Raw genomic sequence first — 22,477 nt, 5'->3', positions numbered from 1 at the left:
GAATCATGAAAGCGATCCAAGTCGCGCAGTACGGCCAGGCAGAAGCGCTGGAGCTCAAAGAACTTGCGGATCTGAAACCCAATGACGATCAGGTGTTAATCAATGTTGCCGGTAGTGGGATCAATCCAATCGATTGGAAAATCCTCTCCGGTGCCATGCAGCAATTCATTCCTCTGCCACTGCCCTACACGCCTGGCGTGGAAGTCTCAGGCACAGTCGCCGCGGTGGGCAGGAATGTCAGAGACTTTGTCGTTGGCGACAAGGTGTTCGGGTTTATCGGGATTACCGGCGGATATGCGACCCAGGCCCTCTCAACGCCAGATCGTCTGGCCCACACGCCGACAACACTATCGTTGCAAGAAGCCGGCGGCGTGCCGGCGGCAGCGCTGACCGCTTGGCAAGCTCTGCATGAACACGCCGGAATTCAGGCAGGTCAAAAAGTCCTCATTCACGGCGGCTCAGGTGGCGTGGGCAGCTTCGCAATCCAGCTCGCCCGCCTTGCCGGTGCTTATGTGATCGCGACCAGCTCTGCGAAAAACCACGACTATCTGCGTTCACTTGGCGCCGATGAGGTGATTGACTACACCACGGCTAAATTCGAAGACAGCGTTGCTGACCTCGATGCGGTCATTGATCTGGTCGGCGGCGAAACTCAGAACCGTTCATGGAGTGTGATCAAGCGCGGGGGCGTTCTGGTTTCCCCCGTAAGCGCACCCTCTGCACAGAAGGCAAGCGAGCACGGTGTGAGTGGCAAAAATTTCGCCACCCGCTCCGATGGCAGCCAATTGGCCGAGATTGCCGCGCTGTTCACATCCGGCAAGCTCAGCCTTGAGGCTCAAGTGGTACCGCTGACAGAAGTTGTCGACGCGGTTAAACAAAGCTGGGCCGGACACACCCGGGGAAAAATCGTGCTCGATGTCAGCGCTCAGGCCGAATCCTGAACCAGATCGCATACATCGCCGGCAGAAACACCAGCGTGATGATGGTGCCAACAAACGTGCCGCCGATGAGCGTGTACGCCAGCGTGCCCCAGAACACCGAGTGGGTCAGCGGAATGAATGCGAGAATTGCCGCCAGCGCGGTCAACAATACCGGCCGCGCCCGTTGCACTGTCGCTTCGACCACGGCATGGAACGGCGCCAGCCCTTCTTGCTCGTTGTGATGAATTTGCCCGATCAGGATCAGCGTGTTGCGCATCAGAATCCCGGACAGCGCAATCAGCCCGACCAGCGCATTGATGCCGAAAGGCTGGTTGAAGATCAGCAGCGTCGGCACCACACCGATCAAGCCTAATGGCGAGGTGAGAAAGACCATGATCATGGCCGAAATCGAGCGTACCTGGACGATGATGATCAGCAAGGTCATGGCGATCATGATCGGCAGCAACGGCAGAATCGCTTTGCCAGCCTTGCCGGATTCTTCGATGGCGCCCGCCTGTTCAATCCGGTAACCGGATGGCAGGTTTTCGAGGATCGGCTGCAACTGCTGAATGATCGCGCCGGAGACGTCCGGCGGCTGCAAACCTTCGGCGATGTCGCCACGCACGGTGATGGTCGGCGTGCGATCGCGGCGCCGCAGGATCGGGTCTTCCATGCGCACTTCGACCTCGCCGATCTGCGACAACGGGATGCGCTGCCCAGCCGCACCGACCAGGGTGAAGCCTTCGATCTGCGCCGGGTCCAGGCGGATATTGCCCGCCGTACGGCCGACGACCTGCACGGAACGGATGTCTTCGCGCACCGCCGTGATCGGCACGCCGCTCAGAAGAAATTGCAACTGCTGGGCCACCGCGCTGGACGTCAGCCCCACTGCCTGCAAGCGATCCTGATCCAGGTTGAAATGCAGCGTGGGCGTCAGCGGCCCCCAGTCAGTGTTGACGGTTCTCATCATCGGGCTGTCCTGCATCACCGCCCTGACCTGCTCGGCGATGTCGCGCAGCTTCGCCGGATCAGGCCCCATCACCCGATAGGCCACCGGGAATGGCGAATACGGACCGAACACGATCTGCGTCGCCCGAACCCGCGCCTCTGGAGCAAGCCCTTCGGCGACCGCTTCGCGCAAACGCAACTTGAGGGTTTCGCGAGCGTCCTGGTTGTCGGTCAGCACAACGATTTTGGCGAACGATGGATCCGGCAACTCCGGCGCCATTGCCAGGAAAAACCGAGGCGCACCCTGACCGATATAGGCGGTGACGATTTTGGCCTCTTCCTGCTTGTGCAGCCAGGCTTCGACTTTGGCCGCAGCGGCGCTGGTCTGCTCGATGGACGTGCCGTAGGGCATCTGCACTTCGATCATCACTTCAGGACGGTCCGAGGTTGGAAAGAACTGCTTCTTCACCAGCCCCATGCCTGGGATCGCAACAGCAAACAGCGCGACCACCGCACCGGCCACAAGCCATTTGCGCGTGATCACCCACGTCAGAATCCGCCGGAAGCGGTTGTAGCGCGGCGTGTCGTAGATTGCCGCGTGCCCGCCTTCGACTTTCTTGATGTCGGGCAACAGCGTCACGCCCAGGTACGGCGTGAAAGCCACGGCGGCGACCCACGAAGCAATGAGCGCGATGCCGACAATCCAGAACATGTTGCTGGTGTATTCGCCCGCCGTTGATTGCGCGAATCCGTTGGGCAGAAAGCCAATCGCCGTGACCAGTGTGCCGGCCAGCATCGGCGCTGCCGTATGACTCCAGGCATAGGCCGAGGCCTTGATGCGGTCGTAGCCCTCCTCCATTTTCACCACCATCATTTCAATGGCGATGATCGCGTCATCGACCAGCAAGCCGAGCGCCAGAATCAGCGAACCCAGGGTGATCCGGTCAAAGTTCTTGCCGGTGGCCGCCATCACCACAAACACGATCGCCAAGGTCAAGGGCACCGCCGCTGCGACCACCACGCCGACACGCCAGCCCATGCTGAGAAAACACACGAGCATGACCACCAGCAGCGCGACAAAGAACTTGACCATGAACTCGCCGACCGCCGAGTCGATATTCACCGCCTGATCAGTGACTTTCGAGAGGGTCATGCCCAAGGGCATTTCTTCGTTGATCCTGACTGTCTCGGCATCCAACGCCTTGCCCAGATCGAGACCGTTCCAGCCCTCGCGCATGATCACGCCGAGCAATAACGCTTCTTCGCCGTTGTTGCGCACCAGGAAGGTTGCCGGGTCTTCGTAGCCGCGCTCGACCGTGGCCACGTCAGACAGCTTGAGTGTTCGTCCCTGCGCCACCACAGGCGTGTCACGGATTTTCTGTAACGTGTCGAACGCGCCATCGACGCGCAAAAATACCTCCGGCCCTTTGGTTTCGACCGATCCGGCGGGGGTCAGCACGTTTTGATTGTTCAGTGCGGCGAAGATGTCCTGTGGCGCCAAGCCCAGCGTCGCCAGCCGATCATGGGAAAACGAAACGAATATGCGCTCGGCCTGCTCGCCGATGATGTTGACCTTCTTCACGCCAGGCACATGCAACAGCTGCTGGCGTAACCTCTCCGCATCACGCACCAGCAAGCGCTGTGGCTCGCCCCTGGCTTTCAAAGCGAACAGCGCGAAGGTCACGTCGGAAAACTCGTCGTTAACCATCGGCCCGATGACACCCGCCGGCAGCCTGATCGCTTCATCGTCGAGCTTCTTGCGTGCCTGGTAGAACTCTTCCTGCACCTGCGATGGCGGTGTGCTGTCGAGCAACGAAACCATGGTGAATGCCAGTCCCGGACGCGTGTAGGTTTCCGAGCGGTCGTACCACTTCAGTTCCTGCAAGCGTTTTTCGAGGGGTTCGGCGACCTGATCCTGCATCTCTTGCGCGGTCGCTCCTGGCCACGCGGTGATGACGGTCAGCTGCTTGACCGTGAACGGCGGATCTTCCGCCCGGCCCAATTTGAAGAACGACAGAACGCCGGCAACGGCGATGAGAAAAATAAGAAACACCGTGATTGCGCGCTGGCGCACGGCGATGGCGGAAAGGTTGAACCGGCCCTCGCTCATGGACGACTCCCGGCAATCTGGCCATCGTCGCGGGCAAGCAAGCGTACTTCTTCGCCATCGCGCAGCAGATGCGCGCCCAGCGCGACAATCGGTTCACCGACGTTGAGCTGGCCAGCGACACGGGCCGAGTCATCGCTCAAGCCCAGAACCTCCACCGGGCGCCAGCTCACTTTCGCCGGTGTGCCGGCGATGACCCACACGCCGGGGCCTTTGCCTGGGTTGTAGATCGCGGCGACGGGCACCGTCAGCGCCTGTTTTGGCGCAGAACCTTGGGCGATATCAAGGGTGACTGTCGAACCGATCGGCGCATTGGCCAGTTTGCCTTCGAGCACATAGCGCGCTTCAAAGGTGCGAGTCGTGCGGTCGGCCGAGTCGGACAGCAGACGCAGTTTTGCGCTCACGGCAGCTGACGTATCGCCATACAGTTTTGCCTGAGCGGTCGAGCCCGGTGCGGGGCGCAAGGTCTCGGGCAGATGGATGATGGCCTCCCGCTGACCGGCCCGCGCCAGCCGCACCACCGGTTGTCCCGGGCTGACGACTTGCCCGGGCTCGGCGAGGGTTTCCACCACCACGCCATCAGCGTCCGCCACCAGCACCGCGTACCCGGAAGCGTTGCGCGCTACGTCCGCTTGCGCCACAGCGGCATTGAGTTGCGCCCTGGCGGTGTCGGCTGCGGCTTTGAACTGATCGTAGGCCGATGCCGAAATGGCGCCGGCGGCGACGAGCCGGCGATTGCGCGCTTCGTCACCGGCAGTCTGTTTGGCTCGGGCGCGAGCGGCGCTGACCGCTTCTTCCTGAGCTCGCGCCTGCAGGCCGAGGTCGATCGGGTCCAGGCGCATCAGCGGCTGGCCGCGCTTGACCGTCTGGCCGGTATCTACCAGACGCTCAAGCACCTTGCCCGAGACGCGAAAACCCAGGTCGCCCTGCACTCGCGCCGCCACGACACCGGTGAACGATCGGGAGCCGTCTTCTGCAGGCTGCACCGCCGCCGACCTAACAAAGGGCGCCAAGGTACGCGGATCCTGCGCGGTGGAAGAATCCCCGCACGCCGTCAGGGCCAAGGGCAACAAACATACCGCGAGGGGGAAAGGTCGGAGCCGGCGCATGGAATTCCTTCACTGAAAATAGGATGATCATCATATTCTCAGTCTTGTGACCAATATCGTCAACAGTCACAGAGTCACCGGCCCGATGTTCAGCGCTGAATCAGAAGCGATAGCTGACAGAAGTACCGAGCCCGCTGGCGCTGTTCTTGTATTTCGCGCTGAACGAACCCTTGCCAGCCGAGGTGTCGTTGATCTCCACGCTCTCTTCCCAGAGATAGGAATAGGCGACGTCGATGGTGACATTTTCCGCAGGCGTCCAACCGGCGCCGACGCTGAACACCTTGCGATCGCCCGTTGGAATACGCGGCCCGCGATTGGTGTTGTTCGCCGGCGATTGATCAACCGAGAACCCGGTGCGCAGCACCCATTGGTTGTTCAACCGGTACGCCGCGCCGATGGCGTGAGCCCAGGTGTCATGCCAGTTCTGTTCTTCGCTGATCGTGCCCAACTGACCGGCGAGCAGTGGCGGCAATCCGCTGTTTTCGATGGTCAGCTCTTTAAAACGGCTCCAGCGCGTCCAGGTGCTGCCGGCATACAGCGTCCAGTCGTTGTTCAGTTGATGGGTGACCGAGAAGTCCACCGATTCCGGGGTGTCGACGTCCAGCGACGCGTCAAAGCTGCGGCCGCTGACGCCGAGCACGTTGAAGATGCCATCGCTGAGTTTGCTTTTCGCGTCGAGGTGGTAACTGACTTTTGAGTGATAGGTCAGGCCCAGGCGGGTCTGCTCGGTCGCCTGCATCATGACCCCGGCGTTGAAGCCCAGCGCGGTATCGTCGCCCGTGCTTTTGACTTTGCCGTCATTGCGCCCGGGGCTCAGCGGATTGGCGACCATCCCCGATAGCTCGCCGCTGATGCGGTTGATGGTCGGGCCGAAGCCGATCGACACCTTGTCATTGAAGGCATAACTGATGGTCGGCTGGAACGTCAGCGTGGTGACTTCGCTTTTGTTGGCGTAATAGCGGCCAGCGAAACCACTGCCGTAGTCGGTGATCAGGCCAAACGGCACGTAGAACCCCACGCCGAACGCCCAATGCTCGTCGATCGGTTTGACGTAATAACCCATCGGTACCGTGGTGGTCGGCACCATGTCGCCGTCTTCCTTGCCGCCGAACGTGCTGCGGGTCTGGCTGATATCAGACTTCGCAAACAGCGTCGCCTGCCCCGCGCTCGCCTGCTCGCGCTTGAGCCGCGCCATGCCCGCCGGGTTGCCAAAAACGGTGCTGGCGTCTTCCGCCGAGGAAGAGCGACCGGCAAAGCCCGATCCCATGCCGCTGACGCTTTGCTCATTGAGCGCAAAACCACCCGCAAGAACATTCGACGAGGCAAGAACGACAGCCAGCCCCACCGGGCGCTTGAGCATTGTTTTTTTCATTGTGTGGACTCTATGGGTGACTCGGAATTGGATGAACTGCGGCGGCCATGTTATCCGAGTGACCATATCAGTCAACAGTCACGCTTTGGGCAATTATTCATCGTCCGCCCTGTACAGGCGAGGCGAGATCAGGCGGCGACTGATCCGAGTATTCGGATCAGCAGAGGGTCAAGGCATCAAGCTGCGCAGGATGAGGTTCGAAGTCAGTGTCGGCGCCACTTCGATAAAGTCGAGGTTGTGTTGCAGCATCAGTGGATTGACGAAGGGTCGCAACGCCAGGTGGATCGATTCGACCGTCTCGTCCAGCGGCGTCCTGCGCTCGAACTCACCGGCCTCGCGCCCTTCACGGACAATGTCGGTGATGAAACGCTTGATCTGCGCATCGTAACGCTGCGCACTCGGCCAGTTCTCACCCGCTGCAAACGCAGCAATGTCGTAGAGCTTGCGGTCGTTGAAAAACAGGTTCACGCCCGTGGCGATCACGGTTTTCACCAAACGGCGGAAACGCTCGGTAGGCGTCAGGTCTTCCTCGTTGATCGCCTGCTCGACCGCCGCAACGATTTGCCCCAGACAGTTAGCGCAGATGGCTTCGCCAATCGCCTGCTTGGAATCAAAGAATTTGTAGATGTACGCCTTGGAGAAACCGATGGCCTTGGCCAGATCGGACACCGTGGTCTTGGCGTAGCCGTACTGGCTGAAATGCTCGTTGGCAGCCGCGACAATCTGATCACGAATGTCGTGATCGACTGGCCCACGCGGGCCGGGGAAAGATGGGGAAACTGAGGACTGATTCATGTCGGCAGCTTACTCACCCGCCCGCCGACTGACAACGTGTGACACATTCTGAATATCACCACCCATCCACTGTGGGAGCGAGCCTGCTCGCGATGACACCCGCCCTAACGACACCAATCCCTCAAACCGCTGCGCTACCCGGCCTTACTGATCGCGGAAAATCTGATGCGAGAACAGCCATGCAGCAACATCCCGACAATGATCAGCGCCCCCGCCCGCAACCACGTTTCCCACCCCTGCTGACTGAGCAGCACCAGACACGACACGATTGCAAGCACCGGAACGAAGGTCGGCACGCGAAAGTGGTCCTCCTCTACCCTGTCACGACGAAGGACGAGCACCGCCACATTGGTACTCAGAAAAACGAACAGCAACAGCAACACCACCGTCTCTGCCAGCGTTGCCAGCGTGCCTGTGAGTGTCAGGGCAATAGCGACCACGGTGGTTGCGACAATGGCAGCCCATGGAGTTTTTCGTTCAGGCAGAACCGCACCCAAGACACCCGGCAACAGCCCCAGGTTGGCCATGCCATAAGTCAATCGACTGGCCATGATCATGGTTAATAGCGCACCGTTGGCCACAGCAATCAGCGCAATAAAAGAGAACAGCGCCGGCGGGACTGCGAGGGTCGATGCGCGGACAACTTCGAGCAAAGGCGCCGACGTGGCCACCAACTTCTCGGTAGGCAACACCGAAGAAGCCGCCACACCCACCGCCATGTAAACCACGCCAGCCGTAATCAAAGCCGCGAACAAGGCGCGCGGATAGACCTTGCGCACGTCCTTGATTTCCTCGGCCAGATTGGCCGAAGTTTCGAACCCGACGAAGGAATAGAACGCCAACAATGCCGCCCCCAGCACCGCCAGCACGGGACTGACGCCCGGTTTGAACGTGAGCGTCCGCCCCAGATCCGCATCGCCTGTACGGAAATACCAGACCGCAGCCACGATCACCAGAATCAACCCGGACAGTTCAATCACGGTCATCACCAGGTTTGCCCCAAGCGACTCCTTGATCCCCCGCGCATTGAGCAGGCCGATAGCCAGAAGAAACACCAGCGCTGCAATCTGCGGCGATACGTCGACGAAGGCGTTCAAGTAATCACCGGCAAACGCCAGCGACAAACCCGCTGCACTGGTGACCGCAGCCGCCAGCATGCAAAAACCGACCAGGAAGGAAATGAGCGGTGACTTGAAGGCCTTTTCCGCGAACACCGAAGCCGCGCCGGCGTGGGGATATTTGGTCACCAGTTCTGCGTAGGAACCCGCCGTCAACATGGCGAAGAACAATGCGATCAGCAGCGGCACCCAAATCGCGCCGCCCACCTCCCCCGCGATCGTTCCGGCGAGTGCGTAAACGCCCGCCCCCAGAACATCGCCGAGAATAAACAGAAACAGCATCGGGAAAGTGATAGCCCGGCGCAGAGAAGTTTTATCAGTGGGAGCCGTCACGGTCATTCCTTGATTCAGGTGGGTAGGAGCTGGAGGGTTGTCACCTCAAACAATGGAAATGGCGCCGAAAGCAAAGTTCAAAATGTGTGACCGCCCGACTGGCACGACGCTGTAAACGTTGCCAACTCGACACCTGTGGGAGCGAGCCTGCTCGCGAAGACCCCAGCCCGATCAACACAAAACATCAGCCAAAACCAATTCCCTAAACACCCCGTTTAAAACCGACATCCAGACTGTTCCAGCAAGCTACAACGCCTTGCGCCATTGCCTACGACTACGCCAGAATCCGCCGGCTTGTGCGCCTCGGGCCGGGGCTCTATCGTTGGCCGGTCACTGAAAAACAGTGATCGGGTTTGGTAGCCCGGCTTACCTGTCGCATCGCAAGTCATTTGCACGGACGGCTTCGTCCGCTGTTTATGGTGGCCATGCGTAGGGCGTCTCAGGACGCGCCGGGTTTCCAGGTGACCGGTCTACCAACCTGCGTTTGGCCACCACCCTCGTTTGGTAGCGAAAGTGATGGCTCCACTTTTCACCCTGGAGTTTCATCTATGTTCAAAGTAACGCCCAACCCGCCACAGTCAGACGCAACCTCCCCCTACGAATCCCTCGACTCAAAAAAACTCCACGAAGCCGCCGACCGCGCCCTCGACCACTACCTCAAACCCACCGACACCCTCAAAACCACGCCCTACCAGACCAGCAGCATGTTCCTCGCCAACCCGAAAACCGCCACTGAAGAACTGCTGGTCAACGCCAGCGAATCGCTGGGCTCGGCTTCGGTGATGTTGAGTGATGTGATCGGGATGGTTGAAGGATCTGCGCGCAAGACACTGCAAGGTATCGCGCAGGTCGTCATGCTCGGCGAGCTGGCGGTTAATCAGGCGTTGGATAACGTCGTGCCGGTGGAGTAAGCGCAAACTCCCTGTCGCTGGTGAGGTACGAAGTTTCAAAGACCAGCGGTGAGCGTTGGCGTGGGCTCATGTCTCGCACCCTATCGCGCTCGTCTCAAAAGCCCAGCCTTGCGCTGGGCTTTTGCCGTTTAGTGGCAGTGGTAGTCGTTGGTTTTATGGTTGCGATGGCAACCCTTTGAATCAGTGCCACCGCTGTGCGCAAAGGCAGCAACGGATGTAATCGATAATATTGCGGCAATCAGAATGGCGGACAGTTTCATCAGGGCTTGCTCCATGCTCGTGTTGTTATTCTTTGTGAGATGTCTCACGCGGAGCAGCGTATGGCCAGGTGCCTTCATTGAGCAAGCGACTTCTCCGAGGATTCGATCAAAGGTCGATTGCTTGCGATGGCTGGGTCACTGGGCGCGAACATCAGCCACACGGCGTCGTTTGTCGGGCTGGTTATGGTGGCAGGTGGCGGCACTGAGTGCCGCAACGAAAAGCACCAACACTCCCGCCTTATGCGCTCAGGCCAATCCAGCCATGAAAGCCGACATACAGGCCAACGCCAATGATCAGCACGCTGGACAGGTAAGGAGCGCGGCGCGCTACGGTTCCCAGCCACGGCCAGCGATTGGAAGCCTGTCTGGCGCCAATGGCTGCTGCGGCACCGACGGTGACCAAAGTCAGCGCCAGGCCGATGCTGAAACACAGAACGAGCATGCCGCCGAGCGCGACTTCTTTGACTTGCAGGCACAGCAACAGGACAGTGATGGCAGCCGGACAGGGAATCAGGCCGCCAGTCAGCCCGAATATGACGATCTGACCCGTGGTCACTTCGCGGTTGGTGAAGCGCTTACGGATGTCGTTGGCATGAGCACGTTCGTGCGCATCCTGATAGCCATCAATCGACAGCTCCAGGCCTTCGAGTTCGGAATGCGCATGCCCGTGATCATGCTCCTGGAACGTCAGGTCGTAATCATGCGAATGCCCGGCATGTCCAAGGCTCAAGCGAGCGCTGAACTCGTGCGGTTCCGGAATATCCACCGTCGACTGCAGAAAACCCTCACGCTCGACGAACGCGAACGATTGGCTGCTGCCGTCCGGACGCGTCGTGGTCAGGCGAACATCCGAGGCTGCCCAGGCGTGTCCGCTCAAGGTCTTCAGGCGCCAGTGCGGTGGCATGCCTTCCTCGAAGATCGACAGTTCAACACGGCCATGGCCGGTATCTATTCGGTGCGTTTCATCATGATGACCATGGTCGTGTTCGCCGTGATGGTGATCATCGCTTTGCTCAAACTTGAACATCTGCTCACCGCGCCAGGTACGCCACAGCATCCACAGGGCAATCGCGATGATCAGTGCAGAGGAAGCAAGCTGGAAATACGGCTCAGTGGTTTCAGCATCCAGGCCTTTGCCCAGGTACATGCCGCCGATGGCGACCAGCCACACCACGGCGGTGTGCGAAAGCGTTGCGGCCAACCCCAACAAAACAGCCTGTTTGACCGAGCCACGGATGGCCACGATGAAGGCCGCCATCATGGTTTTCGAATGACCTGGCTCCAGGCCATGCAAGGCACCGAGCAGAATCGCGCTCGGGAAATACAGCCAGGCGTGAGCCCCGCCCTCTTGCAGCAGTTCAGCAAAGTTGGGCATGTCGGGCCTAGAGGTACTTGGTGATTTGTTTAAAGGCTTCCAGCGGTGCGCGCTCGCCATTGTTCAACGCCGAGACGGTGTCCTCCAGGCAATGATCGATGTGATCCTGGATGAGTGTTCGTTTGGCCTGGCAGATCGCTTTCTCAACCGCATGAAGCTGCTGGGCGATATCCACGCACTGACGCCCTTCTTCGATCATGGTGATGATGCCGCGCAAATGGCCATCCGCCCGTTTGAGGCGCTTGATGATCGCCTCGTGACTCTGGTGGGTATGGGGATGGCTGTGTTCGTGTTCGTGTTCACTCATGAGTTGAGTCTCAGGGCTCGATGAATTACGCTGGCATCGTATCCCCCCAGGGGGATTAGGCAAATCGCTTGAGCGCCCTGTCGACGAGTTGAAACCTTTAACACCATGTACAGCAAAACACTGACAACGACGGCAGTAATCGCGCTTGCTCTCGCCATGTTCATGGCCTGGGCCGGGCATACCTATTCGTTGCCAGTCACCTCGGGGCAGCCAGCCTGGGAGATCGCTCAGGACGTCCATCGTTCTCACGGCGAAGAGTCGTCATCCAGCCACGACCGGCGATTACCTGAGCGTCAAACAGTAGTCCGGAACACATGGAAAACGAGGCCGCAAATGCGGCCTCGTTTTTTTCTGCGCGAAGAAAAGCGCTGGATTCAAATCCCGCAAATGTCCGTGCGCAACCGCCAGGCGTCTTTCGCTGGTGGCATGCCGAACAGACGGGCGTAGTCCCGACTGAACTGCGAGGGGCTTTCATAACCGACCGTATATCCCGCCTCTGCGGCATCGACCGCTTCGGTGACCATCAGCCGGCGTGCTTCCTGTAGCCGCAACTGGTTACGAAATTGCAGCGGGCTCATCGAGGTGATCGCCTTGAAATGCGTATGAAAAGAAGAACGGCTCATGCCGGCGATTTCGACGAGTTCATCTATCCGACACGCTTCGTTGTAGTGGCTGCGCAGCCAGGCAATGGCCTTGGCGATCTGGTTCAAGCGGCTGTCTGCTTGCGTCATCTGCCTGATGATGCTGTTGCCTTTCTCGGTTAGAAGGCGATAAAGCATTTCGCGAATCACCAGCGGAGCGAGCGCTTCGATATCCCGTGGCCTGTCGAGCAACCCGGCCAGCCGAACCGCAGCATCCAGCAGTTCTGGAGTCGTATCGTTGAGCGTAATGCCTGCCGGCGGTGCACTGACGCTCTCTTCTCTTAGCGGATGGCGCAGCGCAAGTTCACTCAACACAGCGGTATCGAGATCCAGCGCCAGGCACAGATAGGGAACAGCCTCACTCGCCTCGATGACCGAGCCCATCACCGGAAGGTCTACCGATGCAATCAGGTACTTGGCCGGATCGTAAACATAGACGGTAGTACCCAGCATCGCTTGTTTACGTCCCTGAGCGACAAGGCAGAGTGTCGGCTCGTACACCACCGGCATAGGCATCGTAGGCGTAGCCGAACGAATCAGGCTGACACCCGGAATCGCGGTGCTGTGGATGCCGTCATTCCGGGCGTGACGACCAACGATATCGACAAGCTTGGAAAGGGAACTCAAACGCAACTCCATAACGAGGGCATGCGGCGGTTGAACAACTGGTATCGGATGATCAAGCAAGAAATCAGGACGATCCTGCAACAGCCCTCCTCCGCTCGTGAGTCACACTTCAGATGAGGCCCAGAGACACTGCTGGCCAAACCCGCGCCGGTTCTTGCCAATGCCTCATATAGAACAACGGCGTGTGGGAACGCAACTAGCGGCTCTCAGACAACAACAACGGCCCATCCAACTCGACGGGGCTCATCAGACAGATTAAGGAGCACAGGAAATGACGCTTGTTCAACGCCTCTCTACAGCGCTAGCACTGGTCCTCACCACACTCATCGCAGGGCCGGCGCCCGCCGGGGCCAACGAACCGACTACGGAACGCAATCGCCAATTCATTGCGCAAGCGTTCAACCAGTGGGCTCAGGGCGGCCGGACGTTCTTCACAGATGTGCTGTCTCCCGATGTGATCTGGACAATCAAGGGGACGAGCCCTTCAGCGGGTACTTACCGGGGCCGAGATGACTTCCTGAAACGCGCAGTCCAACCCTTCGCAAAACGGCTCGCCTCGCCCGTTCGCCCGACGGTGGCGGATATCTGGGCTGAAGGCGATGACGTCGTTGTGCACTGGAACGGCACCGCCACCGCAGCCGACGGCGCGCCTTATCGCAACAGCTACGTATGGATCATGCGCATGCGAAATATGCAGGCAGTTGAGGTCATTGCCTTTCTCGACCTGGTGCCTTACGACGACGTTATCAGGCGAATTCCGCTTAAAGCGGGAGATCTTGAATAGATAAGCCTGCCAGAATCGGCTGAAGGATCTGCCTGTAGGAAACTGCGAGATATTACGCAGGTGGACATGTCACCGAATGTCGGCTTTCGGCCAGAAGCTACCGTTCGAGAAACGCAGATTCCCCATTACAGACATCAATTCACTGGCCACTGGAATAGATGAGCACAGCTATAAATGCTACGAATGGAGATAGCAGAATCAGTCCACCGACGACAACTGCCCAGCCCCAGGCAAAACCACTCTCACCCTTGAAACGCCCGCCACTCAACAAGCCCAACACAAACACGCCAATTCGATGAGCTATCAAATCGAAAATGAAGTCCATTGACCGTTTCTCCTTGCCGGTTTCCATGAGACGTCAGAACGTCCACTCCCGCCCTTCGTGATAGTCAGCAACCAGCCAGCGGATGCTCTCTAAAACTACCGCCCAGGCGTTGCGATATTCGAATCGACCTTTTTCCCCATGCTGATGCGCGGTTCGGTCGAGTAGCCAAGAGACTCGTAGAAGGCTTTGACGCTTTCATTGGTGCTGACGATTTGCAGATTGATTTTCATGCAGCCGCGCAAGGTCAAGGCGCGCTCAGCATGATTAACCAGTTGTGCGCCCAAACCCTTTCTGCGATGTGCAGGGTCCACGGCAACTGAATATAACCAGCCACGATGACCGTCATACCCCGCGAGGACGGTGCCGACGACGTCATTTCCGGACAACGCGACAAAAAAGAGGCCGTCCCTGACAGCCAGTTTCTTATCGATAGCAAGGCTCGGTGTGTTGTGCGCGGTTTCGTAACCGAAAACGGTTTCCCATAGCGCCATGACAGGAATTCGATGGTGTTCGTTTGAGTAATCGGCAATAACATCCATGGAGCAGCCTCTTGTTTAAAGGGCGACGCTAACTCGCTGTGAAGGTCTGTGTCCACTTGCTGCTTCTGGCCGGTTAGCGACCCTTTCTCTGGTCAGCCATCCTTGTCCTTCGACACGTGGAGGACTCGTCATGAACATCTTCGCTACCTGCAGCCGCGAGCCTTGGAACAAAGGAAAACTGGTCGGGCAGAAAGCTCCACTCAGACTGAGAGATATCTGGGCCATCCGGGTAAGGCTTCAAATTGCAGAACGAACCCGTGATCTTGCGCTCTTCGATCTGGCCATCGACAGCAAGCTTCGGGCCTGCGACTTAACAAAACTTCGTGTGCGTGACGTCGCCCATGGCGAGCACGTATCACCACGCGCCATCGTGATGCAGCAGAAAACGCTGCGGCCAGTGCAGTTCGAGATCACCGAACAAACACGGTTTGCTATCGCAGCCTGGATACGCCAGGCTCAACTCCGGAGCGAGGACTGCCTTTTTCCGAGCCAGCTGCATACCTCAGATCATCTATCAACACGTCAATACGCACGTATCGTCAAAGGCTGGGTGGAAGCAATTGGCCTTGATCCAGCTATGTATGGCACTCACACAATGAGGCGTACGAAGGCATCGCTGATCTATCGCAGGACGAAGAATTTGCGAGCGGTTCAACTGCTGCTTGGCCATACGAAGCTGGAGAGCACCGTTCGATATCTGGGAATTGAAGTTGACGACGCCCTAGAGATGGCGGAACAGACCGAGGTTTGAATATGCATAGCGACGGTCGAGCCCTGACCGTCGCTGACCGGCCAAAAGCGGCCTTCCATGATCGGTTAGTCCGCACTATCTCAAACCAAGAATGTCTCTTCTATATGCGGTGAATGCGTCCTCAAGGAACGATAGTAGTGACTCAATAGACTTGATTAGGTTGTGGCGTTCAACAACGGTTCTTTTAAAATTTTGATGCGTTAGAGAGTGTCTTAGTTCTGCAAGCGACTCCATAGCCGATGCTTTGAAAGCATTAATTTTTTTATCGCGCTCCTCGCGCCCAACACTCATATCTACAGAAAATGTCGTCTCTCTCAATATTTCGGCAAACTTAATACTGGAATACTTCAAAGAGGCTCTAACTCCGCTGTTGTGATTCATGCTCCAGCTGAGTTGATTGCGGCAGCTCTCTAAAAGTGCCAGTGGCGAACCAGTGTAAGCGATGTCGTTTTTCAGATTGAAAACATTTGCAATTGGAAAGAAAAACTCTAAGAACTTATATAGCTCAAGGAAGAGGCTTTCGAATCGCTTGGATTTTATCAGGGATAGTAATTGAAAAAATAGCCAATCATGGCTTTCTTCAGGTATAAGAAGAGCTAACGAAATTATTTGGCTCTTAAATATAAGGCTGGGAGAGTCTTGTGGTTCGGTGCTTAACAGCACCCTTGTATAAGTTGCAAGTGCATGCTCTTTTTCAGCTTCTTCAGTAATGCGGAATGCTATTATTTTTGGGAAGTACTGAGAAATATCGCTTTCAAATACATCGCCATTGAGCAGTCGGCTAGGGATTGCCGTTGGTAGAGAAAAGTCACAGAGTGTTAAGAACGCCGACTGCTGTAAAAAGTGAAGCTCCGATTCAACTAAGCCAAGAGCTGTTGAGTCCCCGGCTGTAGGTAAGTGGCCATCGACAGATACACAGAATACTCTTCCGTCATTATCGTCGAAGTAAGACAAACATACATCATCTATTTTTTCATGATCAGCCCACTCGCATTGGGTAAAAAGTAGGGCGCCGTCAGCGCATTGCTCCTTGAAACCGGCTGCGTCGCGATCACAGGGAATCGGCCAAAATGACTCAATAACTCCGCCATCTGAGTTTTTTCGGAGCCATTCAAGGAATGGCCCCTTAATGAACGTAACCGGGTTTTTCGTCATACCGCACGCCAGCATGGGTACATGCTACCATTTTCGATAATTCTATCCGTATATTTGAAAAGAGATAAGAATGCCCGGAGGTAGAAATTTCTTTCTACTTCACCTATTCGGCTCGTGCGGACGCGTGTCGATAATAATTCGTTAAGAGTTTCGAAGTCTATGAAGGCAGCTAGTTGCTGCGGGTCTAGGTTGTTCATGAATCGAAGAAGGCGATTTGCGCTTTCTCGCAGTTCTAACATTCGTTCCTTTGCTTCTATAACATCGTAGTCAAACCCGGCGATGCCTAAAACTATTTCGGCTACAGCAACGACAAAACCTATTGATGCGGGTGCAGATGTAAATATGTCACGACCTACTTTGATTCTTGAATCCTCAGTTGCATCAATTACGCCCCGAGACACCCGATCAAACTGCGCGTCCATGTCTACGAGCAACAAGAGAGCATCTAGGAAAAGTGGGAAATAATCCTCGTTTGAAGCAGCGTCTGTAATGTCAATTTTGGCAAACTCGTCTGCCATTTTATCTTTTATGTCGACGTCGATTGATCGCGATGTGAAGGCCAGGAAAAGCTCTACTATTCTTGAACTTTTATAGGTTCCCGCCTGAGAGCGACGAGATGAGTCTCCGTTAGAGATTACTCTAATATCCGTTATTTGCTCACTGACTTTGTTAAGTAGAGGCCTGTACAGAACGTCGAGTTGTCGTTTTAAGTCCCATGGGACTTGGCCGGTATTTAACACAAGCATTCGATATATAAGGCTGTCAACTTTGTGTGAGAGCCATATTTCGACCCGGACCACTGCATCATCTACGTTGGCTTCTTTTAGAGCGGTAGTTCTTTGCATGCCGTCGATGATGCTGACGTCAAGGTCACGTTGCCTGATTGCGGAAATAAGAGTGTCAGAGTCATCTAACGAACTTAGAAATTCGTAATCCTCTGGTGAGCAAACAACTCCAATGACGACTGGAGGGATGACCGCGCCCTGGCTGATATCTCGAACCAAACGGTTCCTGATTTTCAGACCAGATTTCGATTTTATGGCAGGGCGCTGGCCTTCCAGTCCCCCGTCGTTGTCGTATGATGCTTCCACCAAGTCAAGGTAGGAACTCGCGTTTACAGTAACCATGATGGACCAGCATTCGCTTCTGCCATCTTTTAATTTGACCGCTGGAATAGACATCAATCCATCCTATCTAGATAGCCGAGTATTTAAAAAACTATCCTACCCAAGTCTATCTGTTCAATCTAGTCTGAGGGGCCGGAATTGATGGGATTAGTTCGGGATCGGTGTGAGCCGTTGATTTTCCTTCGATATTTTTTGATCGGCTGCGAGCGGTACGAAAAACGAAGCTTTGCTCCCTCACCTAGGCAGGGGCCTTTTGTTTGAAGTCAAAAGTGAATTTTGCGTCGGTGCCGTCTGGATTGGAGCGACAGTCATTGAATACGAGACTTTCTGATGGCGACCGGCGATATACGCGTGGTGGTGCGAATTATGTACGCGATCCAAACGCGTGCGCTGTAAGCCTTTATTTATATGGCGTTCAGGATTGGTTGATCCAATCTATCACCGAGGCCAGTGATTTTCGCTCATGACGCCCTATCTGCCGCTCTCAACCGGCGAGAGCTGACCCATAGCGGTTCTTCGAATCCAGCAGAGACCTGTCGGTGATTGTCTTCTGAATCTACAACTGCATAGCCAAAAGCTATTACGGATTGCGTTTCATCCATGGCTTTGACTCAGCCAGGGGACTGCGTGAAGTGGACGGGGGAATTACGTCGAAGGAGCCAGAGGGAGCCGGAGGCCAATTAAGGCTTCGTGAGAGTAACAGTAGCGAAGTGTTCAATGCACTGCACCACCCTAGTCAGAATAATATTGAAACCCGAGAAATCAATAGTATTTTTATTCGGCACAACAACTTTACTAGCAAAGAACTCTTTACCATACTCGGTAGCAGCATCAATCTCATTTTCTTTGTTAAACTGTTTACCACCTAGCTTTATATCCCTTACAGCCTGCGGAAAGAGATCCTCGATTGAAGTATGCTCTCCTTTCGCCTTTAATGGCGTCAGCACGATATATAAGTTATGAACCACATGAATAAATTCCGCTTTTCTGAAATCGCTGACCGCTAGCGTCGAAGGAAAAATATTGGGGCTGTATTTTTTTCCCTTCAACACTCCTTCAACTTTTCCGAATCCATCATCATTATCAAGTATGAGAATGACTGGCTGCGCTGGCACTGGGGCTTTGTAGTATTTAAAGTGTTCATCGAAGCCCAAAACAAACTCTTTTAGATATGGCGTACCACCTGACAACTCAAGCAAGAATCTGGTGCGCTCTGTATAATTAAGAAACCGCACTAGTAATTCGCACGGGTCATTCCCAGATTTTGGCTTCACCAGTTTAGGATAACCACCTGCTAACCGACCTATGGCTGACTTAAGATATACGTTGTCTGTTTTGCCTTCACAAATTATAGTTGGCTTATCATTGCCATAGAATAGTTTGTAGTACAAAAATCTGCTGAATGTTCGTTCTCGACCACTCAACAACCTTCGAGTATTAGATTTTCTCTGAGAAGAATCATGATCAAGAGACAAGGCTGTCTTATTTCTCTTTCGATTGAACAAATCAATTTGATCTATAAAGTTCAGCCGCCCCTCAAGGACAAAAATATTACCTTCTTCGGGAGCTCCGGATGCGTTCTCCGTAAAAGCCCCAGTCTGAAATAATGAATGACACTGAGACTTGACAGTTCGCCAGTACTCGCTTTTAACTGCTGGTTTTTTATTAACAACCAGCCCAGTTACATCTTGACGTGAATCTTTATATTGAATTCTCGTCTTTGAACTATTGATCTCGAATCCAGCTCGTTTAATTTCAGCCTGCAACCTTTTGCCAGGAATGTAATCTTGCTGTTCCTCTGCCATCAAACAGGAGGGAAACTCCTTCTTTCTGGTCGAGATGGTTATATCGTCAGCATATCTGCTATAGGTACAGGAATTTTCTTTGGCCAGAGAAGCTAATCTGATATCAAGCGAGTGTGTGATTAAATTTGTTATAACAGGAGAGCACGGGCTACCTTGGGGTAATTTATTCTCATAGCATGCAATTTGCGCGATTACAGTGGCCACTGCTGGGTCTAACTGAAAGTTTTTGTTTGCAATAAAAAAACCTCGCACTCGACCAAAATTAAAACTTTCAAAAAAATCTTTTAGGTCGATATTCAAAACATTTTTCTGGCTCAAATGTACAACCGCATTTGTAAGAATCGACCGCTCTCGAACAAAACCATGCGACAATTTCGACTTGAATTTATCTCCCTTGGAGTTATTGATCTCTTGGATGCAATCTTGCAGCAAAAGGGAGAGAGCGGCCTGTATAGATTTAAGCTCGTCAGAAGGAGCATGTATAGTACGAGTGCCGCCACTCTTTTTGGCTATCGTAAAGCTCTTATACTGACTTTCAGGCCTCATCCTGTATAAAACATTAGTGAGGTGCGATGCATTAATCCCCATTAGCAATGCAAGCTCTGGCTTAGTCTTTATTGCACGTAGAGCATTTATTTTTATCATCGTCTACTAATGTTCAGAAAGTTAGACGGCTTACGGGCACTCCTAGGCACTGCCAGGACCGTAGAGAATCGACAAGTCTCCACCAAGGGCAATCCTTTCGGACCTTTTTTTCACTGATCGCGATGCGCGATCCAAAATCTGCCCGTAAGCCGAGGGCGAGGCTAGCAAATAATTGGATCCGATAGCAATACTGATAAGCTGGGTGCCTCCCTGCCGATCTAAACACTTGTTGCTGGTGACTGAACGTTATCGGGTTTGTGCGAGGAAAAAATACACGCTCCAGTCCGTCAACAAAGTAGTCTCAACCTCGACTTTTTCGGTTTTCGGTGACCGCTTTTGGCCGATTGCTGCCAGTCGCCATGGGCGCTCTGCTGCCAGGCCATGTATTCGCCTCGCGAAACCGCGCTTCAAACACCTGAACTCTCCGCAATCTCCCCTTCCCCCCGCAAAAAATCCACAAACGCCCTCAGCGGCGAAGGCATGTGGCGGCGGCCGTGGTAGTAGAGAAACGGGCCGTCGAAGGCCTGCCACCAGTCCTCGAGAATCGGCACCAGTCGACCATCGGAGAGTGGCTCGCGCAGAAAATCCTCGAAGGTATAGACGATGCCCAGTCCGTTGATAGCCGAGCGAATTTTCAAATCGTGCGACGACGTCAGCAGTTGCCCCTGAGGCGGGATACGCACGATACGGCCGTCTCGATGGAACTCGAATACGCCGACTTTGCCACTCTCGAACCGATGGCCAAGCAGGTCATGGCCCGGCAGTTCTTCGGGGTGAGTGGGTGTACCGCGTTCAGCCAGATAGCCCGGGGCGGCGGCTGCAACGAAACGTTGGCGACGCGGGCCGATGGGCACGGCGATCATGTCTTTGGCCAGGCTCTCTTCATAGCGCACGCCGGCGTCATATCCGCCAGCGTTGACGTCGACGAAGGTGTTGTCCATGACGACTTCGACACTGACCCCTGGATAGAGGCGCAGAAAACGCGCCAGCAGGTCGGGCAACAGAAAACGTGCCACCGGCACTGGCACATTGAGCTTGAGCGTGCCGACCGGGCGCTGAGCGTCGTCGTCCAGATCGTTGAAAGCGGCGTCGATTTCTTGCAAGGCCGGGCGCAGGCGCTCGAGCAATCGTTCGCCGGCCGCCGTCGGCGTGACGCTGCGCGTGGTTCGATTGAGCAGGCGCACGCCCAGGTCGCTTTCCAGCCGACGCATGCAGTCGCTCAACGACGAGGCGGACAGCCCGCGCTTTTGCGCGGCAGCACGAAATCCTCCGGCCTCGACCACCGCAGCAAATATCGACACATCGGTAAGGTTTGGTTTACGCATGGACGCTTCCTCCGCAAGCGGCTGACTGTACGCCATACCGTACGGGCCATCCACAAATGACCGACTTATCCTCGCGCATTCGTACACCGATACTGCTCACTCGCCCCGCCAACCGGGAACCTGTACCGCGAATGAGATTTCCCCAATGAGCCATTCACCCGCTACGCCGAGCAATACTGCGACCCAACGCCTCCTCAAGGCCGCCCGAACGCTGTTCGCCATTTCCGCGATGGCCGGCACACTGGCTGCGCAGGCGACTCCCCGAACGGAGCCGAAGCCGGACTGGTCAACCCACGATATGCCCAGCCAGAAAGGCCGCATCGTGCTGGTGACCGGGGGCACCAGCGGCATGGGCTATGAAGACGCGCTGGCCCTGACCCGAGCCGGTGCCGAGGTGATCATCGCCGCACGCAACGCCGAGCGCGGCCGCGAAGCGATCACGAAGATCAAGCAAGCCGTGCCCGAGGCGCGCGTGCAATTCGAAACGCTGGACCTTGCCAATCTGCAATCGGTGCGCGACCTCGCCAACCGTCTGCAAGGGCGCCTGCCGAGGCTCGACGTGCTGATCAACAATGCCGCGATCATGTCGCCGCCTGTTCGAGGCGTTTCCGCTGATGGCTACGAGATGCAATTGGCGACCAATTACCTGGGGCATTTCGCCTTGACCGGCCTGCTGATGCCCCTGCTACGCAAAAGCGACGATGGTCGGGTGGTCAGCCTGTCGAGCATCGCCGCAGGGCGCGCAACCGTTAATTTTGATGACCTGCAGGCTGAGCGCAGTTACGACCCTTTTGCCAGCTACAGCCAATCGAAACTGGCGGTTCTGAAGTGGAGCATTGAGCTGCAGCAGCGCAGCGATGCCGCCGGTTGGGGAATACGCAGCATCGCCGCTCACCCCGGCGTTGCCGTGACCGAACTGATCGCCCGTGGGCCTGGCCTGGACAGTGAATTCGGCAAACAATGGGCAGTAGAGCGGGACCTGTATCATTCCGCAGCGCAGGGCGCGCTGCCCACGCTGTATGCGGCGACGGCGCTGGAGGCGGTGGGCGGTGCCTACTACGGGCCTACCGGTGATAACGAGAAGCGCGGGCCGCTGGGCTTCGCCAAGATGCCGCCGGCCGCTGCCGATCGCTCGAATTCGGCCACACTGTGGCAACTCTCCGAGCGACTGACCGGCGTCACCTACCGCTGAGCCCGC

Annotated in this window: 20 protein-coding genes; 5 read left to right on the top strand and 15 right to left on the bottom strand. The window is 56.0% G+C overall.

Going from position 1 to position 22,477, the window contains the following annotated elements; translation table 11 throughout:
- Positions 1-5: 5 nt before the first annotated feature.
- Positions 6-941, top strand: a complete 936-nt coding sequence (locus tag AB4N41_RS19840; RefSeq protein WP_056785049.1) for an NADP-dependent oxidoreductase — start codon at positions 6-8, stop codon at positions 939-941.
- Here the strand turns inward: AB4N41_RS19840 and AB4N41_RS19835 are convergent.
- The 5 genes from AB4N41_RS19835 to AB4N41_RS19815 all read right to left on the bottom strand — a co-directional run bounded on the left by AB4N41_RS19835 (position 919) and on the right by AB4N41_RS19815 (position 8,708).
- A complete protein-coding gene (locus AB4N41_RS19835; RefSeq protein ID WP_460137920.1) occupies positions 919-3,978 on the bottom strand; it encodes an efflux RND transporter permease subunit in 3,060 nt (1,019 codons plus the stop codon). The two genes, AB4N41_RS19840 and AB4N41_RS19835, sit on opposite strands and share 23 nt — an antisense overlap.
- Positions 3,975-5,084: an efflux RND transporter periplasmic adaptor subunit gene (locus tag AB4N41_RS19830; RefSeq protein ID WP_252879957.1), complete on the bottom strand. Its 1,110-nt coding sequence runs from the start codon at positions 5,082-5,084 to the stop codon at positions 3,975-3,977. Before AB4N41_RS19830 ends, AB4N41_RS19835 begins: the two co-directional genes overlap by 4 nt.
- A gap of 100 nt (positions 5,085-5,184) precedes the next feature.
- Positions 5,185-6,456 carry an OmpP1/FadL family transporter gene (locus AB4N41_RS19825; RefSeq protein WP_252877949.1) on the bottom strand — a complete coding sequence of 424 codons (1,272 nt, stop codon included), beginning with the start codon at positions 6,454-6,456 and terminating at the stop codon, positions 5,185-5,187.
- Between the two features lie 168 nt (positions 6,457-6,624).
- Entirely contained in the window at positions 6,625-7,251 is a 627-nt protein-coding gene (locus AB4N41_RS19820) for a TetR/AcrR family transcriptional regulator (protein ID WP_016774383.1), read from the bottom strand.
- Positions 7,252-7,385: 134 nt separating this feature from the next.
- Entirely contained in the window at positions 7,386-8,708 is a 1,323-nt protein-coding gene (locus AB4N41_RS19815; RefSeq protein ID WP_252877948.1) for an APC family permease, read from the bottom strand.
- Between the two features lie 542 nt (positions 8,709-9,250).
- On the opposite strand from AB4N41_RS19815, the gene AB4N41_RS19810 reads away from it, so the two are divergent.
- The gene (locus AB4N41_RS19810) at positions 9,251-9,613 is read left to right on the top strand and encodes a DUF6124 family protein (RefSeq protein WP_056785034.1); all 363 of its coding nucleotides are present in this window, start codon (positions 9,251-9,253) and stop codon (positions 9,611-9,613) included.
- 128 nt (positions 9,614-9,741) lie between these two features.
- On the opposite strand, the gene AB4N41_RS19805 is transcribed toward AB4N41_RS19810, so the two are convergent.
- From AB4N41_RS19805 to AB4N41_RS19790, 4 genes are all read right to left on the bottom strand, one after another.
- Positions 9,742-9,873, bottom strand: coding sequence for a YHYH domain-containing protein (locus AB4N41_RS19805; protein ID WP_116657708.1), 132 nt, complete (start codon positions 9,871-9,873; stop codon positions 9,742-9,744).
- Positions 9,874-10,111: 238 nt separating this feature from the next.
- Positions 10,112-11,248, bottom strand: coding sequence for a nickel/cobalt efflux protein RcnA (locus AB4N41_RS19800; RefSeq protein WP_252877947.1), 1,137 nt, complete (start codon positions 11,246-11,248; stop codon positions 10,112-10,114).
- A 7-nt stretch (positions 11,249-11,255) separates the two neighbouring features.
- Positions 11,256-11,555 (bottom strand): metal-sensing transcriptional repressor, encoded by a 300-nt coding sequence (locus tag AB4N41_RS19795; protein ID WP_252877946.1) that lies wholly within the window; start codon positions 11,553-11,555, stop codon positions 11,256-11,258.
- A 374-nt stretch (positions 11,556-11,929) separates the two neighbouring features.
- Positions 11,930-12,904: an AraC family transcriptional regulator gene (locus AB4N41_RS19790; protein ID WP_460137919.1), complete on the bottom strand. Its 975-nt coding sequence runs from the start codon at positions 12,902-12,904 to the stop codon at positions 11,930-11,932.
- A gap of 190 nt (positions 12,905-13,094) precedes the next feature.
- Here AB4N41_RS19790 and AB4N41_RS19785 point away from each other — a divergent pair, with 190 nt between their 5' ends.
- On the top strand, positions 13,095-13,607 hold the full coding sequence (locus AB4N41_RS19785; RefSeq protein ID WP_252877944.1) for a nuclear transport factor 2 family protein: 513 nt from the start codon (positions 13,095-13,097) through the stop codon (positions 13,605-13,607).
- A gap of 139 nt (positions 13,608-13,746) precedes the next feature.
- On the opposite strand, the gene AB4N41_RS19780 is transcribed toward AB4N41_RS19785, so the two are convergent.
- Together AB4N41_RS19780 and AB4N41_RS19775 are read right to left on the bottom strand one after the other, a co-directional pair.
- Positions 13,747-13,932, bottom strand: coding sequence for a hypothetical protein (locus AB4N41_RS19780; protein ID WP_071172638.1), 186 nt, complete (start codon positions 13,930-13,932; stop codon positions 13,747-13,749).
- A 95-nt stretch (positions 13,933-14,027) separates the two neighbouring features.
- Entirely contained in the window at positions 14,028-14,471 is a 444-nt protein-coding gene (locus AB4N41_RS19775; protein WP_125916037.1) for a GNAT family acetyltransferase, read from the bottom strand.
- Between the two features lie 130 nt (positions 14,472-14,601).
- Here AB4N41_RS19775 and AB4N41_RS19770 point away from each other — a divergent pair, with 130 nt between their 5' ends.
- On the top strand, positions 14,602-15,222 hold the full coding sequence (locus tag AB4N41_RS19770; RefSeq protein WP_252877943.1) for a tyrosine-type recombinase/integrase: 621 nt from the start codon (positions 14,602-14,604) through the stop codon (positions 15,220-15,222).
- A 75-nt stretch (positions 15,223-15,297) separates the two neighbouring features.
- On the opposite strand, the gene AB4N41_RS19765 is transcribed toward AB4N41_RS19770, so the two are convergent.
- From AB4N41_RS19765 to AB4N41_RS19750, 4 genes are all read right to left on the bottom strand, one after another.
- A complete protein-coding gene (locus tag AB4N41_RS19765) occupies positions 15,298-16,377 on the bottom strand; it encodes a hypothetical protein (RefSeq protein ID WP_252877942.1) in 1,080 nt (359 codons plus the stop codon).
- Positions 16,374-17,558, bottom strand: a complete 1,185-nt coding sequence (locus AB4N41_RS19760) for a hypothetical protein (RefSeq protein ID WP_252877941.1) — start codon at positions 17,556-17,558, stop codon at positions 16,374-16,376. Before AB4N41_RS19760 ends, AB4N41_RS19765 begins: the two co-directional genes overlap by 4 nt.
- Positions 17,559-18,184: 626 nt before the next feature.
- On the bottom strand, positions 18,185-19,954 hold the full coding sequence (locus AB4N41_RS19755; protein ID WP_252877940.1) for a retron Ec67 family RNA-directed DNA polymerase/endonuclease: 1,770 nt from the start codon (positions 19,952-19,954) through the stop codon (positions 18,185-18,187).
- A 407-nt stretch (positions 19,955-20,361) separates the two neighbouring features.
- On the bottom strand, positions 20,362-21,279 hold the full coding sequence (locus AB4N41_RS19750; RefSeq protein ID WP_076567658.1) for a LysR family transcriptional regulator: 918 nt from the start codon (positions 21,277-21,279) through the stop codon (positions 20,362-20,364).
- Between the two features lie 145 nt (positions 21,280-21,424).
- Between AB4N41_RS19750 and AB4N41_RS19745 the strand changes: the two genes are divergently transcribed.
- Positions 21,425-22,471 carry an SDR family oxidoreductase gene (locus tag AB4N41_RS19745; RefSeq protein WP_252877939.1) on the top strand — a complete coding sequence of 349 codons (1,047 nt, stop codon included), beginning with the start codon at positions 21,425-21,427 and terminating at the stop codon, positions 22,469-22,471.
- Positions 22,472-22,477 lie beyond the last annotated feature (6 nt).

The organism is Pseudomonas sp. S2_A10, from assembly GCF_054668465.1.
This window is presented reverse-complemented; position numbering and strand designations above follow the sequence as displayed.